Annotated in this window: 12 protein-coding genes and 1 tRNA gene; 3 read left to right on the top strand and 10 right to left on the bottom strand. The window is 73.9% G+C overall.

The genetic code is table 11. The annotated features are described in order from the left end of the window. On the bottom strand, nucleotides 1-729 hold a 729-nt coding region (locus GV126_RS16610; RefSeq protein WP_159667315.1), incomplete at its 3' end, for a DUF2786 domain-containing protein. A gap of 134 nt (nucleotides 730-863) precedes the next feature. On the opposite strand from GV126_RS16610, the gene GV126_RS16615 reads away from it, so the two are divergent. Both GV126_RS16615 and GV126_RS16620 read left to right on the top strand, forming a co-directional pair. Beyond that, nucleotides 864-1664: a Clp protease N-terminal domain-containing protein gene (locus GV126_RS16615; RefSeq protein WP_159667318.1), complete on the top strand. Its 801-nt coding sequence runs from the start codon at nucleotides 864-866 to the stop codon at nucleotides 1662-1664. A gap of 49 nt (nucleotides 1665-1713) precedes the next feature. Further along, nucleotides 1714-3429: a bifunctional 3'-5' exonuclease/DNA polymerase gene (locus GV126_RS16620; protein WP_159667321.1), complete on the top strand. Its 1716-nt coding sequence runs from the start codon at nucleotides 1714-1716 to the stop codon at nucleotides 3427-3429. Between the two features lie 64 nt (nucleotides 3430-3493). On the opposite strand, the gene GV126_RS16625 is transcribed toward GV126_RS16620, so the two are convergent. Then, nucleotides 3494-4390, bottom strand: a complete 897-nt coding sequence (locus GV126_RS16625) for a glycosyltransferase family 2 protein (protein WP_159667324.1) — start codon at nucleotides 4388-4390, stop codon at nucleotides 3494-3496. Between the two features lie 255 nt (nucleotides 4391-4645). On the opposite strand from GV126_RS16625, the gene GV126_RS16630 reads away from it, so the two are divergent. Then, nucleotides 4646-5611 carry a D-2-hydroxyacid dehydrogenase family protein gene (locus GV126_RS16630; RefSeq protein WP_159667327.1) on the top strand — a complete coding sequence of 322 codons (966 nt, stop codon included), beginning with the start codon at nucleotides 4646-4648 and terminating at the stop codon, nucleotides 5609-5611. A 157-nt stretch (nucleotides 5612-5768) separates the two neighbouring features. Here GV126_RS16630 and GV126_RS16635 read toward each other — a convergent pair. The 8 genes from GV126_RS16635 to GV126_RS16670 all read right to left on the bottom strand — a co-directional run bounded on the left by GV126_RS16635 (nucleotide 5769) and on the right by GV126_RS16670 (nucleotide 18852). Continuing rightward, nucleotides 5769-5845: transfer RNA gene (locus GV126_RS16635), tRNA-Thr, on the bottom strand. A 107-nt stretch (nucleotides 5846-5952) separates the two neighbouring features. Continuing rightward, complete coding sequence (locus GV126_RS16640; protein ID WP_159667330.1) at nucleotides 5953-7638, bottom strand: alpha/beta hydrolase; 1686 nt, start codon at nucleotides 7636-7638, stop codon at nucleotides 5953-5955. A 101-nt stretch (nucleotides 7639-7739) separates the two neighbouring features. Beyond that, a complete protein-coding gene (locus tag GV126_RS16645) occupies nucleotides 7740-8945 on the bottom strand; it encodes a DNA polymerase III subunit delta' (RefSeq protein WP_159667333.1) in 1206 nt (401 codons plus the stop codon). A gap of 175 nt (nucleotides 8946-9120) precedes the next feature. Then, nucleotides 9121-12522: a dTMP kinase gene (gene tmk / locus GV126_RS16650; protein ID WP_159667336.1), complete on the bottom strand. Its 3402-nt coding sequence runs from the start codon at nucleotides 12520-12522 to the stop codon at nucleotides 9121-9123. Between the two features lie 131 nt (nucleotides 12523-12653). Further along, nucleotides 12654-15497: a type I DNA topoisomerase gene (gene topA / locus GV126_RS16655; protein ID WP_159667339.1), complete on the bottom strand. Its 2844-nt coding sequence runs from the start codon at nucleotides 15495-15497 to the stop codon at nucleotides 12654-12656. A 256-nt stretch (nucleotides 15498-15753) separates the two neighbouring features. Further along, complete coding sequence (locus GV126_RS16660) at nucleotides 15754-15951, bottom strand: hypothetical protein (RefSeq protein WP_159667342.1); 198 nt, start codon at nucleotides 15949-15951, stop codon at nucleotides 15754-15756. Between the two features lie 505 nt (nucleotides 15952-16456). Beyond that, nucleotides 16457-17995, bottom strand: a complete 1539-nt coding sequence (locus tag GV126_RS16665) for a DUF7059 domain-containing protein (RefSeq protein WP_159667344.1) — start codon at nucleotides 17993-17995, stop codon at nucleotides 16457-16459. A 242-nt stretch (nucleotides 17996-18237) separates the two neighbouring features. Then, nucleotides 18238-18852 carry a small secreted protein gene (locus GV126_RS16670; RefSeq protein WP_159667347.1) on the bottom strand — a complete coding sequence of 205 codons (615 nt, stop codon included), beginning with the start codon at nucleotides 18850-18852 and terminating at the stop codon, nucleotides 18238-18240. Nucleotides 18853-18927 lie beyond the last annotated feature (75 nt).

Consider the following 18927-nt stretch of genomic DNA (forward strand, 5'->3'; position numbering starts at 1 on the left):
GTCGGGGGACGGGGCGTGGGCGGCCAGCAGCGCCTCGTCCACGCTGTGCCGCGCCATCAGCTCCTGCGCCTTGGCGCTCAGGGCCTCCGCCTCCTCCGGGTACCCGGTCGCCTCGGCCTTGGCGAGCAGCGCGCGGATCCGGCCGAGCACGCGCGACTCGCCGCGCGGCGCGGCCCGCCCGGGCTCGCCGGGGTCGTCCAGCGTTTCCAGGGCGGGCAACCGCAGCAGCAGCCGGTACAGCTCCAGTACGGCTGTGGCGTGCGAGAAGCGGTCGGTGCGGTCGGAACCGGCGGGACGATCGGGGCGGTCGCGGTCGGCGGAACGGCCGGGGCGGTCGGTGCGGGCACGCGCGGGGCGGGCGGCCGGCTCGTCAGGTCGGAGCAGGCGGTCGAGCTGAGCGAGCTGGGAGGCCCAGCGCCGGCCGCGCGGCCGGTCGGTGGCGGCCTGCGCGCGGATGAGCCCCGCCACGAGCCGTACGTGTGCCTCGTCCAGCTCCCGCCGCACGATGCGCACGACATCGGCCGGCTGCCACCCTCGCCGCCACGCGGCGGCCACCAACTCCTCGCCCCTCCGCGCGAGTTCGGCATCAGACGCCGGGTCGGCGGCGAGCAGGGAGGCGCCCGTGTCGAGGGCGTCGTCGGTGGCGGTGTGCAGCGCGACCCGAAGGGCGCGCTCGACGGTGCCGGACGGACCGGACGAGCCGGAGGCGGAGGTGCTGGAGGGACTCACGCACCGATCGTGCCATGAGCGACTTCCGCACCGCTTTCTCTGTCCACAGCCTGTGGACAGAGCACTCGACGTCCACCCTTCCTGACTGTCAACCGACGGTTGACACCCCTGGGCTGTCAACCTACGGTTGCCACATGACGAACCCCACCTTCAGGTCGTCGGTCCGTCTCGACGACCTCATCACCGCGATCAAGACGGCCCATCAGGAGCCTCTCGAGCAGCTGCAGGACGCGGTGCTCGCCGCCGAATACCTCGGTGAGGTGGCCGACCACCTCATCGGGCACTTCGTGGACCAGGCCCGGCGCTCCGGCGCGTCCTGGACCGACATCGGCAAGAGCATGGGCGTCACCCGGCAGGCCGCGCAGAAGCGGTTCGTGCCGAAGGAGTCCACCGATCTCGACCCCAACCAGGGCTTCAGCCGCTACACACCGCGCGCTCGGAAGGTCGTCATGGCCGCCCACGACGCGGCCAAGGCGGCCCGGAGCCCGGAGGGCCTGCCCGTGCACCTCGTCCTCGGACTGCTCACCGAGTCCGAGGCCCTGGCCGCCAAGGCGATCCAGCACCAGGGCGTCACCCTGGAGGCGGTCCGCGAAGCCGCCACCGCCGCCCTGCCGCCGGCGTCCCCCGACGCCCCGGAGCTGGTCCCCTACGGCCCTGCGGCCAAGAAGGCCCTCGAACTCACCTTCCGCGAGGCCCTCCGCCTCGGCCACAACTACATCGGCACCGAGCACATCCTGCTGGCGCTGCTGGAGCTGGAGAACGGCGAAGGACTCCTCAGCGGTCTGGGCCTCGACAAGACCCGTACGGAGGAGTACGTCCTGACGACGCTGTCGGCCCTGCTCGAGGACCGTCGCGAGGAGGCTCGGCAGCAGGTTCGGCAGGAGGCGGCCGAGCCGGCCGAGTCCGCGCCGGACCCCGACGGCGAGGGCGCCTGACACCGCAGGTCGGAGCCGTGTGTCAGACCCTCCTGCGAGACTCGCCCACATGACCGGTCGATGGGCTCTCGCTCCGGCCGAGGACGGTGGCGCCAACATCGCCCCCCTCGGCCCGGACGGGCTGCCCGCCGGCCCGGTGCTCCGGGAGGCCGACCTGGCCGAGGCCGTCCGGAGCCGGCCGGAAGTCACGCGCTGGGTGTGGCGGTCCACCGCCGAGGTCGCCCCGCGTCTGATCGAGGCGGGCGTCCACGTGGAGCGGTGCTACGACATCGAGGGCGCCGAGACCCTCCTCCTCGGCCACGAGGGACGCTACGGCGCACCGCGCTCGGCGGCCGCCGCGCTGGCCAGGCTGCGCGGCGGCCCCGTACCGCCGGACCCGCCCCAGCCCACCGCCACCCCCGGAGCACAGTCCCCGCTGTTCGAGCCGCCGGCCGCCCGGCTGCCGCTGGAGGACCTGATCGCGGTCTACGCCGAGCAGCAGCGCAGGCACGAGCGGGCCGAGCACCCCGAGCGCATGCGACTGCTGACCGCCGCCGAGTCGGCCGGCATGCTCGTGGCGGCGGACATGAACCACGCGGGCCTGCCCTGGCGCGCCGATGTGCACCGCCAGGTGCTGCACGAACTGCTCGGCGAGCGGTACGCGGGCGGCGGCGAGCCGCGCCGCCTGGCCGAGCTGGCCGACGAGGTGTCGGCCGCCTTCGGGCACCGGGTGCGGCCCGAGCTGCCCGCCGACGTCGTCAAGGCGTTCGCCCGCGCCGGGATCAAGGTGCGGTCCACCCGCCGCTGGGAGCTGCAGACCGTCGACCACCCGGCCGTCCAGCCCCTGCTGGAGTACAAGAAGCTGTACCGAATCTGGGTCGCCCACGGCTGGTCCTGGCTGCAGGACTGGGTACGGGAGGGACGGTTCCGGCCGGGGTTCCAGGCCGGCGGTACGGTCAGCGGGCGGTGGGTGACCAACGGCGGCGGCGCGCTGCAGATCCCCCGGGTGATCCGGCGGGCGGTGGTCGCCGACCCGGGCTGGCGGCTGGTCGTCGCCGACGCCGACCAGATGGAGCCCCGCGTCCTCGCGGCGATCTCCCGCGACCCCGGCCTGATGGAGGTGGCCGGCCGGGACACCGACCTGTACCAGGCCGTCTCGGACCGCGCCTTCTCCGGCGACCGCGCCCAGGCCAAACTCGCCGTGCTCGGCGCCGTCTACGGCCAGACCTCCGGTGACGGGCTGAAGAACCTCGCCGCCCTCAGACGCCGATTCCCGCACGCGGTCGCCTACGTCGACGAGGCCGCCCGGGCGGGCGAGGAGGGGCGCCTGGTCCGCACCTGGCTGGGGCGCACCTGTCCCCCGGCCTCGGGAGCCGCGGACGACGTGGCCGAGGAGGCCGGACTGCCCCAGGAGGACGGCACGGAACCGGCCGGCCCCGAGCAGGGCGGGCGGTCCGCCGACCACGGCTGGGGTCCTGGGTACGCCTCCGCCGACGCGCGCGCCCGTGGCCGCTTCGCCCGCAACTTCGTCGTCCAGGGCAGCGCCGCCGACTGGGCCCTGCTGCTGCTCGCGGCCCTGCGCCGCGCCTGCCGGGACCTGGCGGCCGAGCTGGTGTTCTTCCAGCACGACGAGGTGATCGTGCACTGCCCCGAGGAGGAGGCGGACACCGTCGTCGCCGCCATCCGACAGGCGGCGGAACTGGCCGGTCGGCTGACCTTCGGCGAGACACCGGTGCGGTTCCCGTTCACCACGGCGGTGGTGGAGTGCTACGCGGACGCCAAGTGACGTGCTCGCGGCCGGCTCCGGGGAAGGGGGCGGGGCGGTTCGGAAGGGACGTGGTGCCCGCCGTTCAGACGATCGGGGGGCGGCCCAGCCGGGTGAGCCGCCACACGGTCCGCCAACGCATGGGCCGCCGCTCCCCCGCGGGCCGGCGCAGCCCCTCCCAGAACCCGCCGCACCACGCCCGCAGTCCGGCGAGCGACCGGGTGCGCAGGAGGGTGAGCAGCGTCCACACCCCGAGGTGGACCGGGATCAGCGCGAGCGGCAGCCGGCGCCGCACCAGCCAGACACGGTTGCGCGCGGTGACCCGGTGGTAGATGGCGTGCCGGGCGGGTGACGTCCGGGGGTGCCGCAGGAGCAGTTCGGGGGCGTAGAGGATCTTCCAGCCGGCGTCGGCGGCGCGCCAGGCGAGGTCGGTCTCCTCGTGCGCGAAGAAGAACTCCGCGGGCCAGTCGCCGGTCTGCTCCAGCATCCGCATGCTCAGGGCGTGCCCGCCGCCGAGGAACCCGGTGACGTATCCGCCCCGCATCGGGTCGGAAGCGCCCACCCGGGGCACGTGCCGCTGCTGGGTCTCGCCGTACTCGTCGGCGATGCGGAAGCCGACGATGCCGAGGCGGTCGTCGGCGGCGTACAGGTCCCGTACGCGGCGCAGCACGTCGGCGTCGACCAGCAGCCCGTCGTCGTCGAGATCGACGACGACGTCCACGTCGCCGAACTCCCGCAGCCGGGCGAGGGCGACGTTGCGTCCGCCGGGGCAGCCGAGGTTGTCGTCCAGCTCGACGACCGTCACCTCGCCGGGCAGGGAGAGCCGGCGGGCGAATTCGGGCAGCCGGCAGCCGTTGCCCACGATCACGATGCGGGCAGGCTCCAGGTCCTGCTTGGCCACGGACTGGAGCAGGGCGTCGACCTCGGCGGGCCGGTTCCCCATGGTCACCACGGCAACGGCGATCCTCGGACCAGTGGACACGGCTTCCTCACCTCGTCGACATCATCGGCGCCGGCGGCACCCGCGCGGCGGCCGTGGACACCGGCCGGGACCGCGAGGGCGCTCGTCGTTCACGAAGATGTTGCCGCAACCACGCCGGTTGTCCGCCGCCACCACGCGCTGTGCCGCCCGCGCGCCGTCCGGCCCGCCTCCCGCCGGCACAGGGCGGTTGGCCCGGCGCCCGCGAACGACGAAGATCGAGCCCCGGCAACCATCGACCGCAGGGAGAGAACCCGCATGCGACTGCGCTGTGCCGTGCTCGACGACTTCCAGAACGCCGCGACCACCGTCGCCGACTGGTCACCGCTGAGCGACCGGGTGGAGGTGGTGTCCTACCGCGAGCACTTCGCCGACGAGGACGCCCTGGCCGCGGCGCTCGCCGACGCCGACATCGTGGTCACCCTGCGCGAGCGGGTGCCGTTCCCCGGCTCGCTCCTGAAGCGGCTGCCCCGCCTGAAGCTGCTGATCGCCTCCGGCATGCGCAATTCGGTGATCGACTACGCCGCCGCACGGGAGCACGGCGTGACCGTGTGCGGCACGGAAAGCTCCTCCACCCCGCCGGTGGAGCTGACCTGGGCCCTGCTGCTGGGCCTGGCCCGCGGGATCGTGCCGGAGAACACCGCGCTGCGCGGCGGCGGCCCCTGGCAGTCCACGGTCGGCGCCGACCTGTACGGACGCCGCCTCGGCCTGCTCGGCCTGGGAAAGATCGGCAGCCGGGTGGCACAGGTCGGTCTCGCCTTCGGCATGGAGGTCACGGCGTGGAGCCAGAACCTCACCCGGGAACGCGCGGACGAGGTCGGCGTCGCCCTGGCCCCCTCCAAGGAGGAGCTGCTGGCGACCGCTGACTTCGTCTCCGTCCACCTGGCCCTGAGCGACCGCACCCGTGGCCTGCTCGGTGCCCCGGAACTGGCGTTGCTCAAGCCGACGGCGTACCTGATCAACACCTCCCGGGCCGCGATCGTGGACCAGGAGGCCCTGCTGACGGTCCTGCGCGAGGGCCGCATCGCCGGCGCGGCCCTCGACGTCTTCGACACCGAACCGCTCCCCGCCGACCACCCCCTGCGCACGCGCACGGCCCCCCGCCTCCTGGCCACCCCGCACCTCGGCTACGTCTCCCGCGCCAACTACGAGCGCTACTACGGCCAGGCGATCGAGGCCATCGAGGCGTACCTGGCCGGAAAGCCGATCCGCCTCCTCGGCTGAGCCGACCGCCCGCCCCGGCCGAGCACCGCGTCACCCGCACCACGATGCGGGTGACGCACCGGTCCGCAGCGGTCCGCAGCGGTGCCCGGCCGCGGCATCAGACCCTCCGCTGAACGAGAAAACCCCAGGTCGGGACCAATCCGACCTGGGGTTTCAGTGGAGCCGCTTTCGGGATTCGAACCCGAGACCTACGCATTACGAGTGCGTTGCTCTGGCCATCTGAGCTAAAGCGGCGTGCTGGTCGCACCATGGTGCGATCGGCAACGACCGTAAGTCTACACAGTTTCCGGGGGTGCTTCGTACCCGCCCCGGAGGGACCTCCTCCGGGGCGGGTGGGGGAGCTACGAGCAGTGCTTTCCCTTCGCGGGCGGGGTGCCCCGCAGGAGGTAGGTGTCGATCGCGGAGTCGATGCAGCGGCTGCCGCGGCCGTAGGCGGTGTGGCCGTCGCCGTCGTAGGTGAGCAGATGGGCCGAGGAGAGCTGGCCGGCCAGGGACTGGGCCCAGCGGTAGGGGGTCGCCGGGTCGCGGGTGGTGCCGACCACCACGATGGGCGCCGCGCCCTTGGCCTCGATGCGGTGCGCCTCGCCGGTGTGCCTCACCGGCCAGTAGCCGCAGTTCAGGGAGGCCCAGGCCAGGCCCCGGCCGAACACCGGGGAGGCCTTCTCGAAGACGGGCAGGGCCCGCTCCACCTGCTCGGGACCGGTGAAGGCGGCCGGCAGGTCCAGGCAGTTCACGGCGGCGTTGGCGTACATCAGGTTCGCGTAGTGGCCCCTGGTGTCGCGTTCGTAGTAGCTGTCGGAGAGGGCGAGCAGGGCGGCGCCGTCCTTCTGCTTCATCGCCGTGTTCAGCGCGCCGCGCAGTTGCGGCCAGGCGCCCTGGTCGTACATCGCGGCGATCACCCCGGTGGTGGCGAGTGCCTCGCCGAGCTTGCGGCCGTCCGGGTCGCCGGTGGGCAGCGGATGGGTGTCCAGTGTGCGGAAGAAGGCCGCCAGGCGGTCGCCGGCCTGGTGCGGTGTGGTGCCCCGGCCGCCGAGCGGGCAGTCGCTCCGGCGCGCGCAGTCCCGCGCGAACGACTGGAACGCCGTCTCGAAGCCCGCGGTCTGGTCGAGGTTCATCCGGCGGGCGGACAGGGACGGGTCCATCGCGCCGTCCAGGACCAGGCGTCCCACCCGGTCCGGGAACAGTCCCGCGTACGTCGCGCCCAGGAACGTGCCGTACGACGCGCCCACATACGTCAGCTTCCGGTCGCCGAGCACCGCCCGCAGGACGTCCATGTCGCGGGCCGCCTCCACCGTGGAGACGTGCCGCAGCAGTCGCGGGTCGTGCGCCCCGCAGCCCTCCGCGAACCGGCGGTAGGCCCCGGCGAGCGCGTCGATCTCCGTCCGGTCGTCGGGGGTGACGTCGGTCTGTGTGAAGGTGTCCATGGCCCGGTCGTCGAGGCACTGCACGGGCTCGCTGCGCGCCACCCCGCGCGGGTCCATCGCCACCAGGTCGTAGCGGGCCCGGATCTCGGCGGGGTAGCCGGTGCCGGCGAACTGCTGCAGGTAGTCGATGGCCGAGCCGCCCGGCCCGCCCGGGTTCACCAGCAGCGAGCCCAGGCGGGCACCCGGTCCCGTGGCCTTCTTGCGGGCCACGGCCAGCCGGACGTCACCCGCGGAGGGCTTGGCGTAGTCGAGCGGCGCCTTCATCGTGGCGCACTGGAAGCCGGGCACTCCGCAGTCGCGCCAGGTCAGCTTCTGCTCGTAGTACGGCACCAGGGCCGCGGGCGTGGACCGTGGCAGCGCCGCCAGCACCGCCTCCGCGGCGGGCACCGGCTGGTGCCGGGATTCCCCGGCGGAGCAGGCCGCGAGGACGAGCGCGGCGGCCACCAGGAGTCCACCGCCCCCGCGCAGCGCGCGGACGGCGGCGGTACGGGTGCCGGGGCCGGGCTCCCGGGAGGGCGGCCGCCCTCCTGCCGGGCCGCTCCCCGGGCCGCCGGAGGGGGTGCTGTCAGGGCCAGTCGGACGAAAGACGCGCCTGAAGTACATCCCGCGAGCGTAACTCTCCGCGTTCGACCGAGGGCGCTTCGTGGGTGGCGTGCCTCGTACGAGTGACCCACCGCCGTGGCCCCCGACCTGCCGGCGGCGCCTCAGCCGGCTCTCAGGGCCATCGTCATCGCCTCCACCGCCAGCAGGGGGGCCACGTTGCGGTCCAGGGCGTCGCGGCAGGCGGCGATCGCCTCGATCCGGCGCAGAGTGGCCTCGGGAGTGCTGCCGCGCGCGATGCGCTCCAGGGCGTCCTCCACGTCCGCGTTGGCGATCGCCACCCGGGAGCCGAGCTGGAGGGCGAGGACGTCGCGGTAGAAGCCGGTGAGGTCGGTCAGGGCGAGGTCGAGGCTGTCGCGCTGCGTGCGGGTGCGGCGGCGCTTCTGCTTGTCCTCCAGGTCCTTCATCACGCCCGCGGTGCCGCGCGGCAGCCGGCCGCCCTGGGCGGCGCCCAGCGCCGTCTTCAGCTCCTCGGTCTCCTTGGCGTCGGTCTCCTCGGCGAGCGCCTTGGCGTCGGCGGCCGCGGCGTCGACCAGCTCCTGGGCGGCCTTGAGGCAGCCGCCGATGTCGTCCAGGCGCAGCGGCAGTTTCAGGACGGCGGCGCGACGCTCGCGCGCGGCCGGGTCGGTGGCCAGGCGGCGGGCCCGGTCGACGTGGCCCTGGGTGGCGCGCGCGGCGGCCGCGGCCACCTCGGGTTCGACGCCCTCGCGGCGAACCAGCATGTCGGCGACGGCGGCCACCGACGGGGTGCTCAGGTTCACGTGGCGGCAGCGGGAGCGGATCGTGGGCAGGACGTCCTCGATCGAGGGGGCGCACAGCAGCCAGACCGTGCGTGGGGCGGGCTCCTCGACGGCCTTCAGGACGGCGTTGGCGGACTTCTCGTTCAGCCGCTCGGCGTCCTCGACGAGGATCACCTGCCAGCGGCCCGTGGCCGGGGAGGTGAACGACTTGCGGACGGTGTCCCGCATGTCCTCGGCGAGGATCTGCGTGCCGACCGCGGCGACCGTGGAGACGTCGGCGTGGGTGCCGACGAGCGTCGTGTGGCAGCCCTCGCAGAAGCCGCAGCCGGGGGCGCCGCCGAGCGCGCGGTCCGGGCTGACGCACTGCAGCGCGGCGGCGAAGGCCCGCGCGGTCTGTGTGACGCCCGCTCCGGGCGGGCCGGTGAACAGCCAGGCGTGCGTCATCTTCGACGCCTCCGGCGGCGGGGCGTCGGCGGCCGCCGCCGTGACCAGGGCGTCGGCGTCCCGGGCAGCGGCGGCCAGTTGCTCGCTGACCTTCTCCTGGCCGACGAGGTCGTCCCACACGCTCATGGGTCACGCCGCCCTTTCGTCATGGTTCGTGGTGCGGGATCCATTGTGCGGGGGACCACTGACAACGCGGCCGGCCCAGCGTCGGCCGCGCCCGCGACCGCGACCGGTTCGGCCTCGCCCGCAACCGCTTCGACGACCGGCTCAGCGTCGCGCGCGAGCGCGATCGTGAACCGGCTCAGCGCCGGCCGCGACCGCGTCCGTGGCCGCCGCCCCGGCCGTCCTCCCACTCCCGGTGGTCCTGGCCTTCCGGCGCGTACTCGCCGCGGTCGCCCTGGTCGTCACGGTGGCCGTGGTCGCCGTACTCGCGGGGTCCGCGCAGTTCGTCCGCCACCGTCGGCAGGTCGTCCAGCGGCGTCTCCTCGGCCCACTCCGGGCGCGGCCGGCGCCGCACGCGGCCCTCGCGTACGCCGCCTTCGCGCACGCCGCCGTCCGGATCGACCTGCGGCAGTTCGCGCGTACGGTCCTCGGAGCCGTCCGGGTGGGGGGCGGCCGGGCGCTCGTCGCGGAAGTATCCCGGCGGGACCCGGTCGGCGAGGTCCGCGCCCCAGGCGCCGTGTTCCTCCCGGGCGCCGACGGGGTCCTGGCCACCGACCGGCGGCAGCACGGCCGTCTCGTCGGCGGCCCCGGCGGGCGGCACCTGCGGCAGCACCGCCGTCTCGTCGGCCGCGCCCGGCGGGATCGCGGTCGCCGGGGGCTGCGGCAGTTCCGCCGTGACCTCCGAGGCGGACTCGTCACCCGACCCGGGCCTTACCCCCGCGCCCGGTTCCTCGCCCCGAACGCCGCGCCCGTCGTCACCCCGGTCACCGTGCGCCTCGTCGCGTCGGTCGTCACGCACCTGCGGGAGCACGGCCGTCTCGTCGGCGGGGCCGACCGGCGCGTCCTGCGGCGTCACCACCGGCGTCGGCACGGTCGCCGCCTCCGGCGGCACTTCGGCGGCGGCGGGAACCGTCGGCCGGGGACCCGCCTGCGCGGCAGCGGCAGCCTGCTCGGCCGCCCGCCGGGCCTCCTCCGCCCGCAGCAGGGCCTCCTCGGCCTTGCGCTGCTTCTCCAGGCGGCGGGCCTCGGCCTCGGCGCGCAGCCGGGCCTCCTCCTCCGCCTGCCGGCGCAGCCGCTCCTCCTCGGCCTTGCGCCGGGCCTCGGCCTCCGCGCGAGCCTGCTCCTCGGCGAGCAGCCGGGCGCGCTCCTCCTCGGCGCGGCGCCGGGCTTCCTCCGCGCGCTGCCGGGCCTCCTCGGCCTGCCGTTCGGCCTCGCGCCGCTGGGCTTCCTCCAGCTCGCGCCGCTTGCGTTCCTCCTCCTCGGCGCGCAGCCGGGCGAGCTGCTCCTGGCGCTCGCGCTCCAGGCGCTCCTCCTCGGCCTTCCTGCGCGCCTCTTCCTCGGCCTTGCGGCGCGCTTCCTCCTCGGCCTTCTTCCGGGCCTCTTCCTGGGCCTTCTTCTCGGCCTCGGACAGCGGCAGCATCTGGTCGAGCCGGTGCCGTACGACGGTGGTCACCGCCTCGGGCTCCTGTCCGGCGTCCACCACCAGGTACCGCCCGGGGTCGGCGGCGGCGAGCGCCAGGAAACCGGACCGCACGCGCGCGTGGAACTCGGCCGGCTCCGACTCCAGGCGGTCGGGCGCCTCGGTGAACCGCTCGCGGGCGGTCTCGGGGTCCACGTCCAGCAGCACCGTCAGATGCGGCACCAGCCCGTTCGTGGCCCAGCGGGAGATCCGTGCGATCTCGGTCGGGGACAGGTCGCGGCCGGCGCCCTGGTAGGCCACGGAGGAGTCGATGTACCGGTCGGTGATCACCACGGCGCCGCGCTCCAGGGCGGGCCGGACCACCGTGTCGACGTGCTCGGCGCGGTCGGCGGCGTACAGCAGCGCCTCGGCGCGGTGCGACAGGCCCTGCGAGGAGACGTCCAGCAGGATCGAGCGCAGCCGCTTGCCCACGGGCGTGGCGCCCGGCTCGCGGGTCAGGACGACCTCGTGGCCCTTGGCCCTGATCCAGTCGGCCAGCGCCTCGGCCTGGGTGGACTTGCCCGCGCCGTCGCCGCCCTCCAGGGCGATGAAGAAGCCGGTGGCACAGGGTGCGGTCACCGGCTCGTCGCCGCCGCGCAGCGCGTCGACGAGGTCCTGCCGCAGCGGTACGCCGGAGCGGTCGTCGACCTTGGCCAGCACCAGCGCGGCCACCGGCAGCAGCAGCGCGCCGACCAGCATCAGCGTGAAGGCGGCGCCGCCGTGGGCGAAGACGAAGCGGCCGTCCTCCAGGCGGTGGGGGCCGATCCCGGCCGCGACGAGGGGGGCGAGCACGGCGCCGAGCGCGACGAGGACGCGGACCACCGCGTGCAGGTGCTCGGTCAGGCGCGGCCGGCGGTGGTCCTCCGTCTCCTGGTCGAGCAGGGTGTGCCCGGTGTTGGCGGCGATGCCCGCGCCGACGCCGGCCAGGGCCAGCAGGATCAGCACGGTGGTGACGTCGGGGACCAGCCCGGCGGCGAGCAGGGCGATGCCGGTGACGGCGATGGCCAGCGCGAGCAGCCGGCGCCGGGACAGCGAGGGGAGTGCCTTGGGCGCCGTACGGATGCCGACGGCGACCCCGCCGGTCAGGGCGAGCACCGACAGTCCGTACAGCACCGGGCCGCCGCCCAGGTCCCTGGTGTGCAGCGCGCACACCGCGACCGCGGCGGCGACGGCCCCGGCGACGGCGGTGCAGGCGAGCAGGAGCAGCGGGACGGCGCCCGTGCGGCCCTTGTCGACACCGGCACCCGTCTTCGGGCGGCGCAGACCCTCGAGCGGCGACCGCGCGCGCGGGGTGCGCGTGCCGGGCAGGTCCAGGGAGGTCAGCACGGACAGGGAGGCGGCGAACAGCCCCGCCGCGACGTACGCGCCGAGGGCGGCCTGGTGCTGGTCGAACCAGGCGACGCCGGTGCCCAGGAGGTTGTTGAACAGGGACGCGACGATCAGGACGGCGGCGGCCAGCGGGATCGCGAGGAAGGTCGTCCGCAGCGACAGGCGGCGCAGGGTGTCCAGGTGGTCCGGCAGCGGGCGCACGGTGGCGCCCTCGGGCGGCGGGGCGGGCAGCAGCGCGGGGGCCGCGCTCTCCCGGCACACCGTCCACAGCCGCTCGGCGAGCCCGGTCACGAAGACGGTGACCAGGAGCGCGGTCGACGCGTTCGCCGGGGTCCAGTCGATCCACAGCGGAGCGATGATCAGCAGGACGGCCCGCACCCCGTCGGCGCCGACCATGGTCCAGCGCCGGTCGAGCGGCCCGTTCTCGGCGATGAGCGAGGTGAGCGGACCCAGCAGCACCGCTCCGGACAGCAGCGTCGCCAGGACGCGTACCGCGAAGACGATCGCGACTGCGAACGCCGCGCCCCGGTAGCCGCCGCCGAAGGCGCCCTGGGCGCTCGTGGCCTGCAGGACGAGGACGATCAGGACCAGCAGTGCGAGGACGTCTCCGGCGCCGCCCACCAGTTGTACGCTCCACAGCCGCCTGAGCTGGGGACGGCGCAGCAGCGCGCGAACGGCGCGCTCGCGGGAATCCGCTACCAGGGCGTCGTCGGGGGCCGGTAGGGGGGCCGTTGGCTGCTCGGCTCGCGTCATGCGTTCAGCCTATCGGGACGCAACGACAGCACGCCGTGACCGTCCGAACGTGTGAACGCCCCGACACCGAAATGATGCCGGGGCGTGGGCGGTGCGGGCGGATCGTGAAGATCTCCCGGCGCCGCTCGGGGTCAGTCCTCCGCCGCCCGGGCGGCCGCCGTCGCCTTCTTCGCGGCGGTCTTCTTGGCGGTGGTGGTCTTCTTGGTGGTCGTCTTCTTCGCCGTGGTCGTCTTCTTGGCCGCCGTCTTCTTCGCGGTCGTGGACGCGGTCTTCTTGGCCGTCGTCTTCTTGGCGGCGGCCTTCTTCGCGGTCTTCTTGGCCGGGCCCTTGGCGCGCTTCTCCGCGAGCAGCTCGAAGCCGCGCTCGGGGGTGATCGTCTCGACGCTGTCGCCGGAGCGCAGGGTCGCGTTGGTCTCGCCGTCGGTGACGTACGGACCGAAGCGCCCGTCCTTGACCACGACCGGCTTGCCGCTGACCGGGTCCTCGCCCAGCTCCTTCAGCGGCGGCTTGGCCGCGGCGCGACCGCGCTGCTTGGGCTGGGCGTAGATCGCCTGGGCCTCCTCCAGCGTGATCGTGAAGATCTGGTCCTCGGACTGCAGCGAGCGCGAGTCCGTGCCCTTCTTCAGGTACGGGCCGTAGCGGCCGTTCTGCGCGGTGATCTCCTGCCCGTCGGCGTCGGTGCCGACGACCCGCGGCAGCGACATCAGCTTCAGCGCGTCGTCCAGGGTGACCGTGTCCAGGGACATCGACTTGAACAGCGACGCCGTGCGCGGCTTGACCGCGTTCTTGCCGGTCTTCGGGGTGCCCTCGGGGAGCACCTCGGTGACGTACGCGCCGAAGCGGCCCTTCTTGGCGACGATCGTGTGGCCGGTGGCCGGGTCGGTGCCCAGCTCGCGGTCGCCGCTGGGCTCGGCCAGCAGCTTCTCGGCCAGTTCGACGGTCAGCTCGTCCGGGGCCAGGTCGGCCGGGATGTCGGCGCGCTGGTGCTCCTCGGTGTCCTTCTCGCCGCGCTCGATGTAGGGCCCGTAGCGGCCGACGCGGAGCACGATGCCGTTGCCCACCGGGAACGACGACACCTCGCGGGCGTCGATCGCGCCCAGGTCGGTCACCAGTTCCTTGAGGCCGCCGAGGTGGTCGCCGTCGCCGTTGCCGGCGTCCGCGGCGCCGCCCGTGGCGTTGCCCTCGCCGAAGTAGAACCGCTTCAGCCACGGGACGGCCTGGGCCTCACCGGCCGCGATGCGGTCGAGGTCGTCCTCCATCCGGGCGGTGAAGTCGTAGTCGACCAGCCGGCCGAAGTGCTTCTCCAGCAGGTTGACCACGGCGAAGGACAGGAAGGACGGCACCAGGGCCGTGCCCTTCTTGAACACATAGCCGCGGTCGAGGATCGTGCCGATGATCGACGCATACGTCGACGGACGGCCGATCTCCCGCTCCTCCAGCTCCTTGACCAGGGAGGCCTCGGTGTAGCGGGCCGGGGGCTTGGTGGCGTGGCCCTCGGGCGTGATCTCCTCGGCGGTGAGCCGGTCGCCCTCGGCGACCTGCGGCAGCCGGCGCTCGCGGTCGTCCAGCTCGGCGTTCGGGTCGTCGGCGCCCTCGACGTAGGCCTTCAGGAAGCCGTGGAACGTGATCGTCTTGCCGGACGCGCTGAACTCGACGTCCCGGCCGTCGGCGGCGGTGCCGCCGATCTTCACGGTCACGCTGTTGCCGGTCGCGTCCTTCATCTGGGACGCGACCGTCCGCTTCCAGATCAGCTCGTACAGCTTGAACTGGTCGCCGGTCAGACCGGTCTCGGCGGGCGTGCGGAAGCGGTCGCCCGAGGGACGGATCGCCTCGTGCGCCTCCTGCGCGTTCTTGACCTTCCCGGCGTACGTCCGCGGCTGCGGCGGCAGGTAGTCGGCGCCGTACAGCTGCGTGACCTGGGCGCGGGCGGCGGAGATCGCCGTGTCGCTCAGGGTAGTGGAGTCCGTACGCATGTACGTGATGTAGCCGTTCTCGTACAGCTTCTGGGCGATCTGCATGGTCGCCTTCGCGCCGAAGCCGAGCTTGCGGCTGGCCTCCTGCTGCAGCGTCGTCGTACGGAACGGCGCGTACGGCGAGCGGCGGTACGGCTTGGACTCCACGGAGCGCACCGAGAACTCCGTGCGCTCCAGGGCGGCGGCGAGCGCACGGGCGTTCGCCTCGTCCAGGTGGAGGATGTTGTCGCTCTTGAGCCGGCCCACGGAGTCGAAGTCGCGACCCTGCGCGACCCGGCGGCCGTCGACGGTCTGCAGGCGGGCGACCAGGGAGGACGGGTCGCTGGCGTCGCCCCTCCGGCCGGTGCCGAAGGTGCCCGTCAGGTCCCAGTACTCGGCGGAGCGGAACGCCATGCGCTCCCGCTCCCGCTCGACCACCAGGCGGGTCGCGACCGACTGGACCCGGCCGGCCGACAGCCGCGGCATGACCTTCTTCCACAGCACCGGCGAGACCTCGTAGCCGTAGAGGCGGTCGAGGATGCGGCGGGTCTCCTGGGCGTCGACCAGCTTCTGGTTGAGCTGGCGCGGGTTGGCGACGGCCGCGCGGATCGCGTCCTTGGTGATCTCGTGGAAGACCATCCGCTTGACCGGGATCTTCGGCTTGAGCACCTCCTGCAGGTGCCAGGCGATGGCCTCGCCCTCGCGGTCCTCGTCGGTGGCGAGGAACAGCTCGTCGGAGTCCTTCAGCAGGTCCTTGAGCTTCTTGACCTGAGCCTTCTTGTCCGCGTTGATCACATAGATCGGCTGGAAGTCGTGTTCGACGTCCACACCGAGGCGGCGGACCTCACCCGTGTACTTCTCGGGAACCTCCGCGGCGCCGTTGGGAAGGTCACGGATGTGCCCGACGCTCGCTTCGACGACGTAGCCGGGGCCGAGGTAGCCCTTGATCGTCTTCGCCTTGGCAGGCGACTCGACGATGACGAGTCGGCGGCCGCCCTGTGCGGTCTCGCTGGTCGGGGACAACTTCGCTCTTCTCTCCGGTCGACGCTGGTCTCGCTGGGGTCTCCCCCAGGGCTTGGCTCCGGGGTCGGGGTCGTGCTGACGCTGCGGAGTGTGACGGTACATCCCGCCCCCGTGTCAAACGGGAAAAGCCCGCAACGGCCACTCGAACGGTAACCCGACTACAGCCCTTCCTGCCGCCCGGACCGCGCACCGGCCCGATCCCGCCGACGCGGGCGGTCACCGTCCGGTCACACAGAGAGAAGGAAGGCGGGGGTCCTCACAGCTGGGCGAAGCACCACGCCCCGAGCGTCAGGGACGCCGCGGCGGCCAGGACGGCGAGGATCGCCGACGGGATGCCGTGCACCCCCGCGGCGACGGGCCGCCGGTGCCGGGACCGGACCGCCGTCCACGCGAGCAGTGCCGCTCCGAACAGGGCGAACACCGACCCCGTGAAGATCGCCGGACCGCTCTCCATGTGCGTACCCTCCCCGTGCCGGATGATCCGGTCCGGGGAGGCTGGCACCCCCGGGCGACGGGTGAGCCAACGCGTGGTGAACACCGCGGGGACGGGTGTCCATTCCCGTCACCGACGGTGAGGTGCGGTCGGCGTACGACGACCACGTCACATGACCGAAAAAGCGGTGGCCGCACGAACGAACCGGGCCGACGAGCGGACCACCGGGCGGGTCGATGAGCCGGCTCGAGAAGCCGGGCGGCCGAGCGGCGCCGAGAGGCGGACCGCCGAGCCCGGGCCGACGAGCCCGGGCCGCAGAGCTGGGCCGAGGTGGCGGGCAGACGAGCCCGGGCCGCCCGGCTGGATCGAGGTGGCGGGCCGAAGGGCCGGAGAGACGAGCGGATCACCGGGCTGCCCCGCAGGTGCCTCACCGGCCCGCCCGGCGGGTGTCTCGGTCCGCGCGGTCCGCGGATGCCTCAGTCCGCGCGCCCCGCGAGTGTCTCAGTCCGCTCCGCCCGCGGGTGTCTCAGTCCGCACCGCCCGCCGGTTCCAGGAAGCCCTGCTCGACCAGCAGCCGGATCTGCGCGGGCGTGCGCTCGCGCAGCAGCGCGGGGTCCTCGCCCATGAGCTGGGCGATGGCGTCGAGGATGCGGCCGGCGCTCAGTGAGCCGTCGCACACGCCGGCGAAACCGGCTCCGACCGTGTCCACGGTGGTGGCACGGCGCATCCCGCGGTTCTGGCGCAGCACGACGTGCTCCGGGTCCTCGGCACCGGGCAGCCCGACCTGCTCCTGCACGACCTCCGGGGCGAGCCGGAAGTGCGCGTCGAGCAGCGCCGCGTCGTCGTGACCGCGCAGGTAGTCCAGGCGGTCGAAGTGCGCGCGGACGGTGTCGCCGAGCGGCTGCTCGACCGGGTGCGGCCACTCCTCGACGGTGACGGAGGGCACGGCGGAGCCCGTCCTGCGCAGGGTGATCCAGCCGAAGCCGACGGCCCTCACCTTGCGCGCCTCGAACTCCTCCAGCCAGGCGTCGTAGCGCGCCTGGTACTCGGCCGGGTCACCGCGGTGGTCCCCGGCGTCCCTGAGCCACAGCTCGGCGTACTGCGTGACGTCCTGCACCTCGCGCTGCACGATCCACGCGTCACAGCCGCGGGGCACCCACGATCTGATCCTGTCCTGCCAGTCCTCCCCCTCCACGTGCTCCCAGTTGGCGAGGAACTGCGCGAACCCGCCCTCGTTCAGCCGCTCCCCCGCCTCCTGAACGAGCGTGCGGCACAGATCGTCCCCGGCCATGCCGCCGTCCCGGTACGTCAGCCGGGCGCCCGGGGAGATCACGAACGGCGGGTTGGACACGATCAGGTCGAACGTCTCGTCGTCCCGGATCGGTTCGAACAGCGAGCCCTGACGCAGGTCGGCGGCCGGGGCGCCGGACAGGGCGAGCGTGAGCGCGGTGATGTGCAGCGCGCGCGGGTTGACGTCGGTCGCGGTCACGCGCGTGGCGTGCCGACCGGCGTGCAGGGCCTGGATGCCGGACCCGGTGCCGAGGTCGAGCGCGGAGCGGACGGGCGTACGGACCGTGATGCCGGCGAGGGTGGTGGAGGCCCCGCCCACGCCGAGCACGACGCCCTCCTCGCGGCTGGCGATGCCGCCCGCGCCACCGACCGCGCACCCCAGGTCGGAGACGATGAACCAGTCCTCGCCGTCCAGGCCGCCGTACGGGCGGACGTCCACCGTCGCGGCGAGCGCGTCCGCGCCCGCGCGCATCAGCCAGCCGGCCTCCAGGCACTCCTCGACGGGCAGCACGTCGGCCACGCGCGCGCAGGGCACGGGCTGTTGCAGCAGGAAGAGCCGGACGAGCAGCTCCAACGGCGTGTCCCCGCGGGTGGCCCGCAGCGCGGGCACGGTCTCGCTGCGGGCGAGCGCCGCGTACGCGGGCGCGCCGAGCAGGTCGAGCAGTCCGTCGGCGGTGAAGGAGGCGCCGAGCAGGGCGTCCCGCAGCCGGGCGGCCACATCGGGGCGGTCGGCGACGGGCAGGACGGTCGGTGCGGACAGGCTGGAGTCACTCACGACCCCATTGTGTCGGCTCCCACCGACATCGCACGCGCGCGTGCCGTGCGGGCGGCACACGGCACACGCGCGGCCGGAGGCTCCGGGGCGCGGGACGCGCGCGGCCGGAGGCTCCGGGGCGCGGGACGCGCGCGGCCCGACGGCTCAGGTGGCTCGGAGGGCGCAAGCGGCCCGGACGGCTGAAGCCGCCGAAGCTGTCCGGGCCGCCCGGACGGCCAGAGCTGCCCGGGCGGCCCGAGCGGTCAGCCGGCCGTCGGCGAGGACGGTGCGGAGGACGCCGGGGCGGAAGCGGACTTGCAGCTGGGCTGCTTGGCCATCGCCTGACCGACGTCGCCCTCATCCAGGTTCTTCAGGGCGTCGTTGCCGGTCTTGCTCAGCTTGTCCAGCTGGGTGGCGATGTCCTTCAGGCCGTCGGCGAACTTGGCCTGGTCCTTGGTGTCCAGCTTGTCCACCTGCTGCTTGAGCGAGGCGTAGGAGGTGCTGAGCGTGTTGAGTTCCTTGACCGCGTCCTGCTGCTTCTTCTGCCCGTCCTCCACCTTCGGCGCGCCCGCCCCGCTCACCGCGGCGCCGATGGCCTTGTAGGCGTCGGACATGTCCTGGAAGGCCTGGGCGTCGGTCTTCTGCACGTCGGCCGGCGAGCTGTTGTCGGAGGTCTCCTTCTGGATCGCGGCGTTGGCGGCCTCGATCTTCTTCGCCTGCGGCTGCACGCCCTCGCACACCTGCTTGGCCCAGGCGTCCAGCGCGTCGTTCTTGTCGTCGGCGCTGCTGCCGGAGCATCCCGTCAGTGCCAGTACCAGTACCGCACCGCCGGACAGTGCGGCCGCGAGCTTCTTGTTCACCGGTTTGGTCCCTTCCATGGCTCTCGGCCCCGGAACATACACGCCGTGTGGGCGACAGACCGGCCATGATCGCCCCTTGCGTACCGTCTTGCA

The organism is Streptomyces mexicanus, from assembly GCF_902506575.1.
In the GTDB taxonomy this organism is placed as follows: domain Bacteria; phylum Actinomycetota; class Actinomycetes; order Streptomycetales; family Streptomycetaceae; genus Streptomyces; species Streptomyces mexicanus.

Bases quoted from the DNA above. Each gene is read 5' to 3' on its own strand.
- GV126_RS16660 (WP_159667342.1), bottom strand. From the start codon at position 15,951: ATGGAGAGCGGTCCGGCGATCTTCACGGGGTCGGTGTTCGCCCTGTTC.
- tmk (WP_159667336.1), bottom strand. From the start codon at position 12,522: ATGACGCGAGCCGAGCAGCCAACGGCCCCCCTACCGGCCCCCGACGAC.
- GV126_RS16615 (WP_159667318.1), top strand. From the start codon at position 864: ATGACGAACCCCACCTTCAGGTCGTCGGTCCGTCTCGACGACCTCATC.
- GV126_RS16645 (WP_159667333.1), bottom strand. From the start codon at position 8,945: ATGAGCGTGTGGGACGACCTCGTCGGCCAGGAGAAGGTCAGCGAGCAA.
- GV126_RS16670 (WP_159667347.1), bottom strand. From the start codon at position 18,852: ATGGAAGGGACCAAACCGGTGAACAAGAAGCTCGCGGCCGCACTGTCC.
- GV126_RS16640 (WP_159667330.1), bottom strand. From the start codon at position 7,638: ATGTACTTCAGGCGCGTCTTTCGTCCGACTGGCCCTGACAGCACCCCC.
- GV126_RS16630 (WP_159667327.1), top strand. From the start codon at position 4,646: ATGCGACTGCGCTGTGCCGTGCTCGACGACTTCCAGAACGCCGCGACC.
- GV126_RS16620 (WP_159667321.1), top strand. From the start codon at position 1,714: ATGACCGGTCGATGGGCTCTCGCTCCGGCCGAGGACGGTGGCGCCAAC.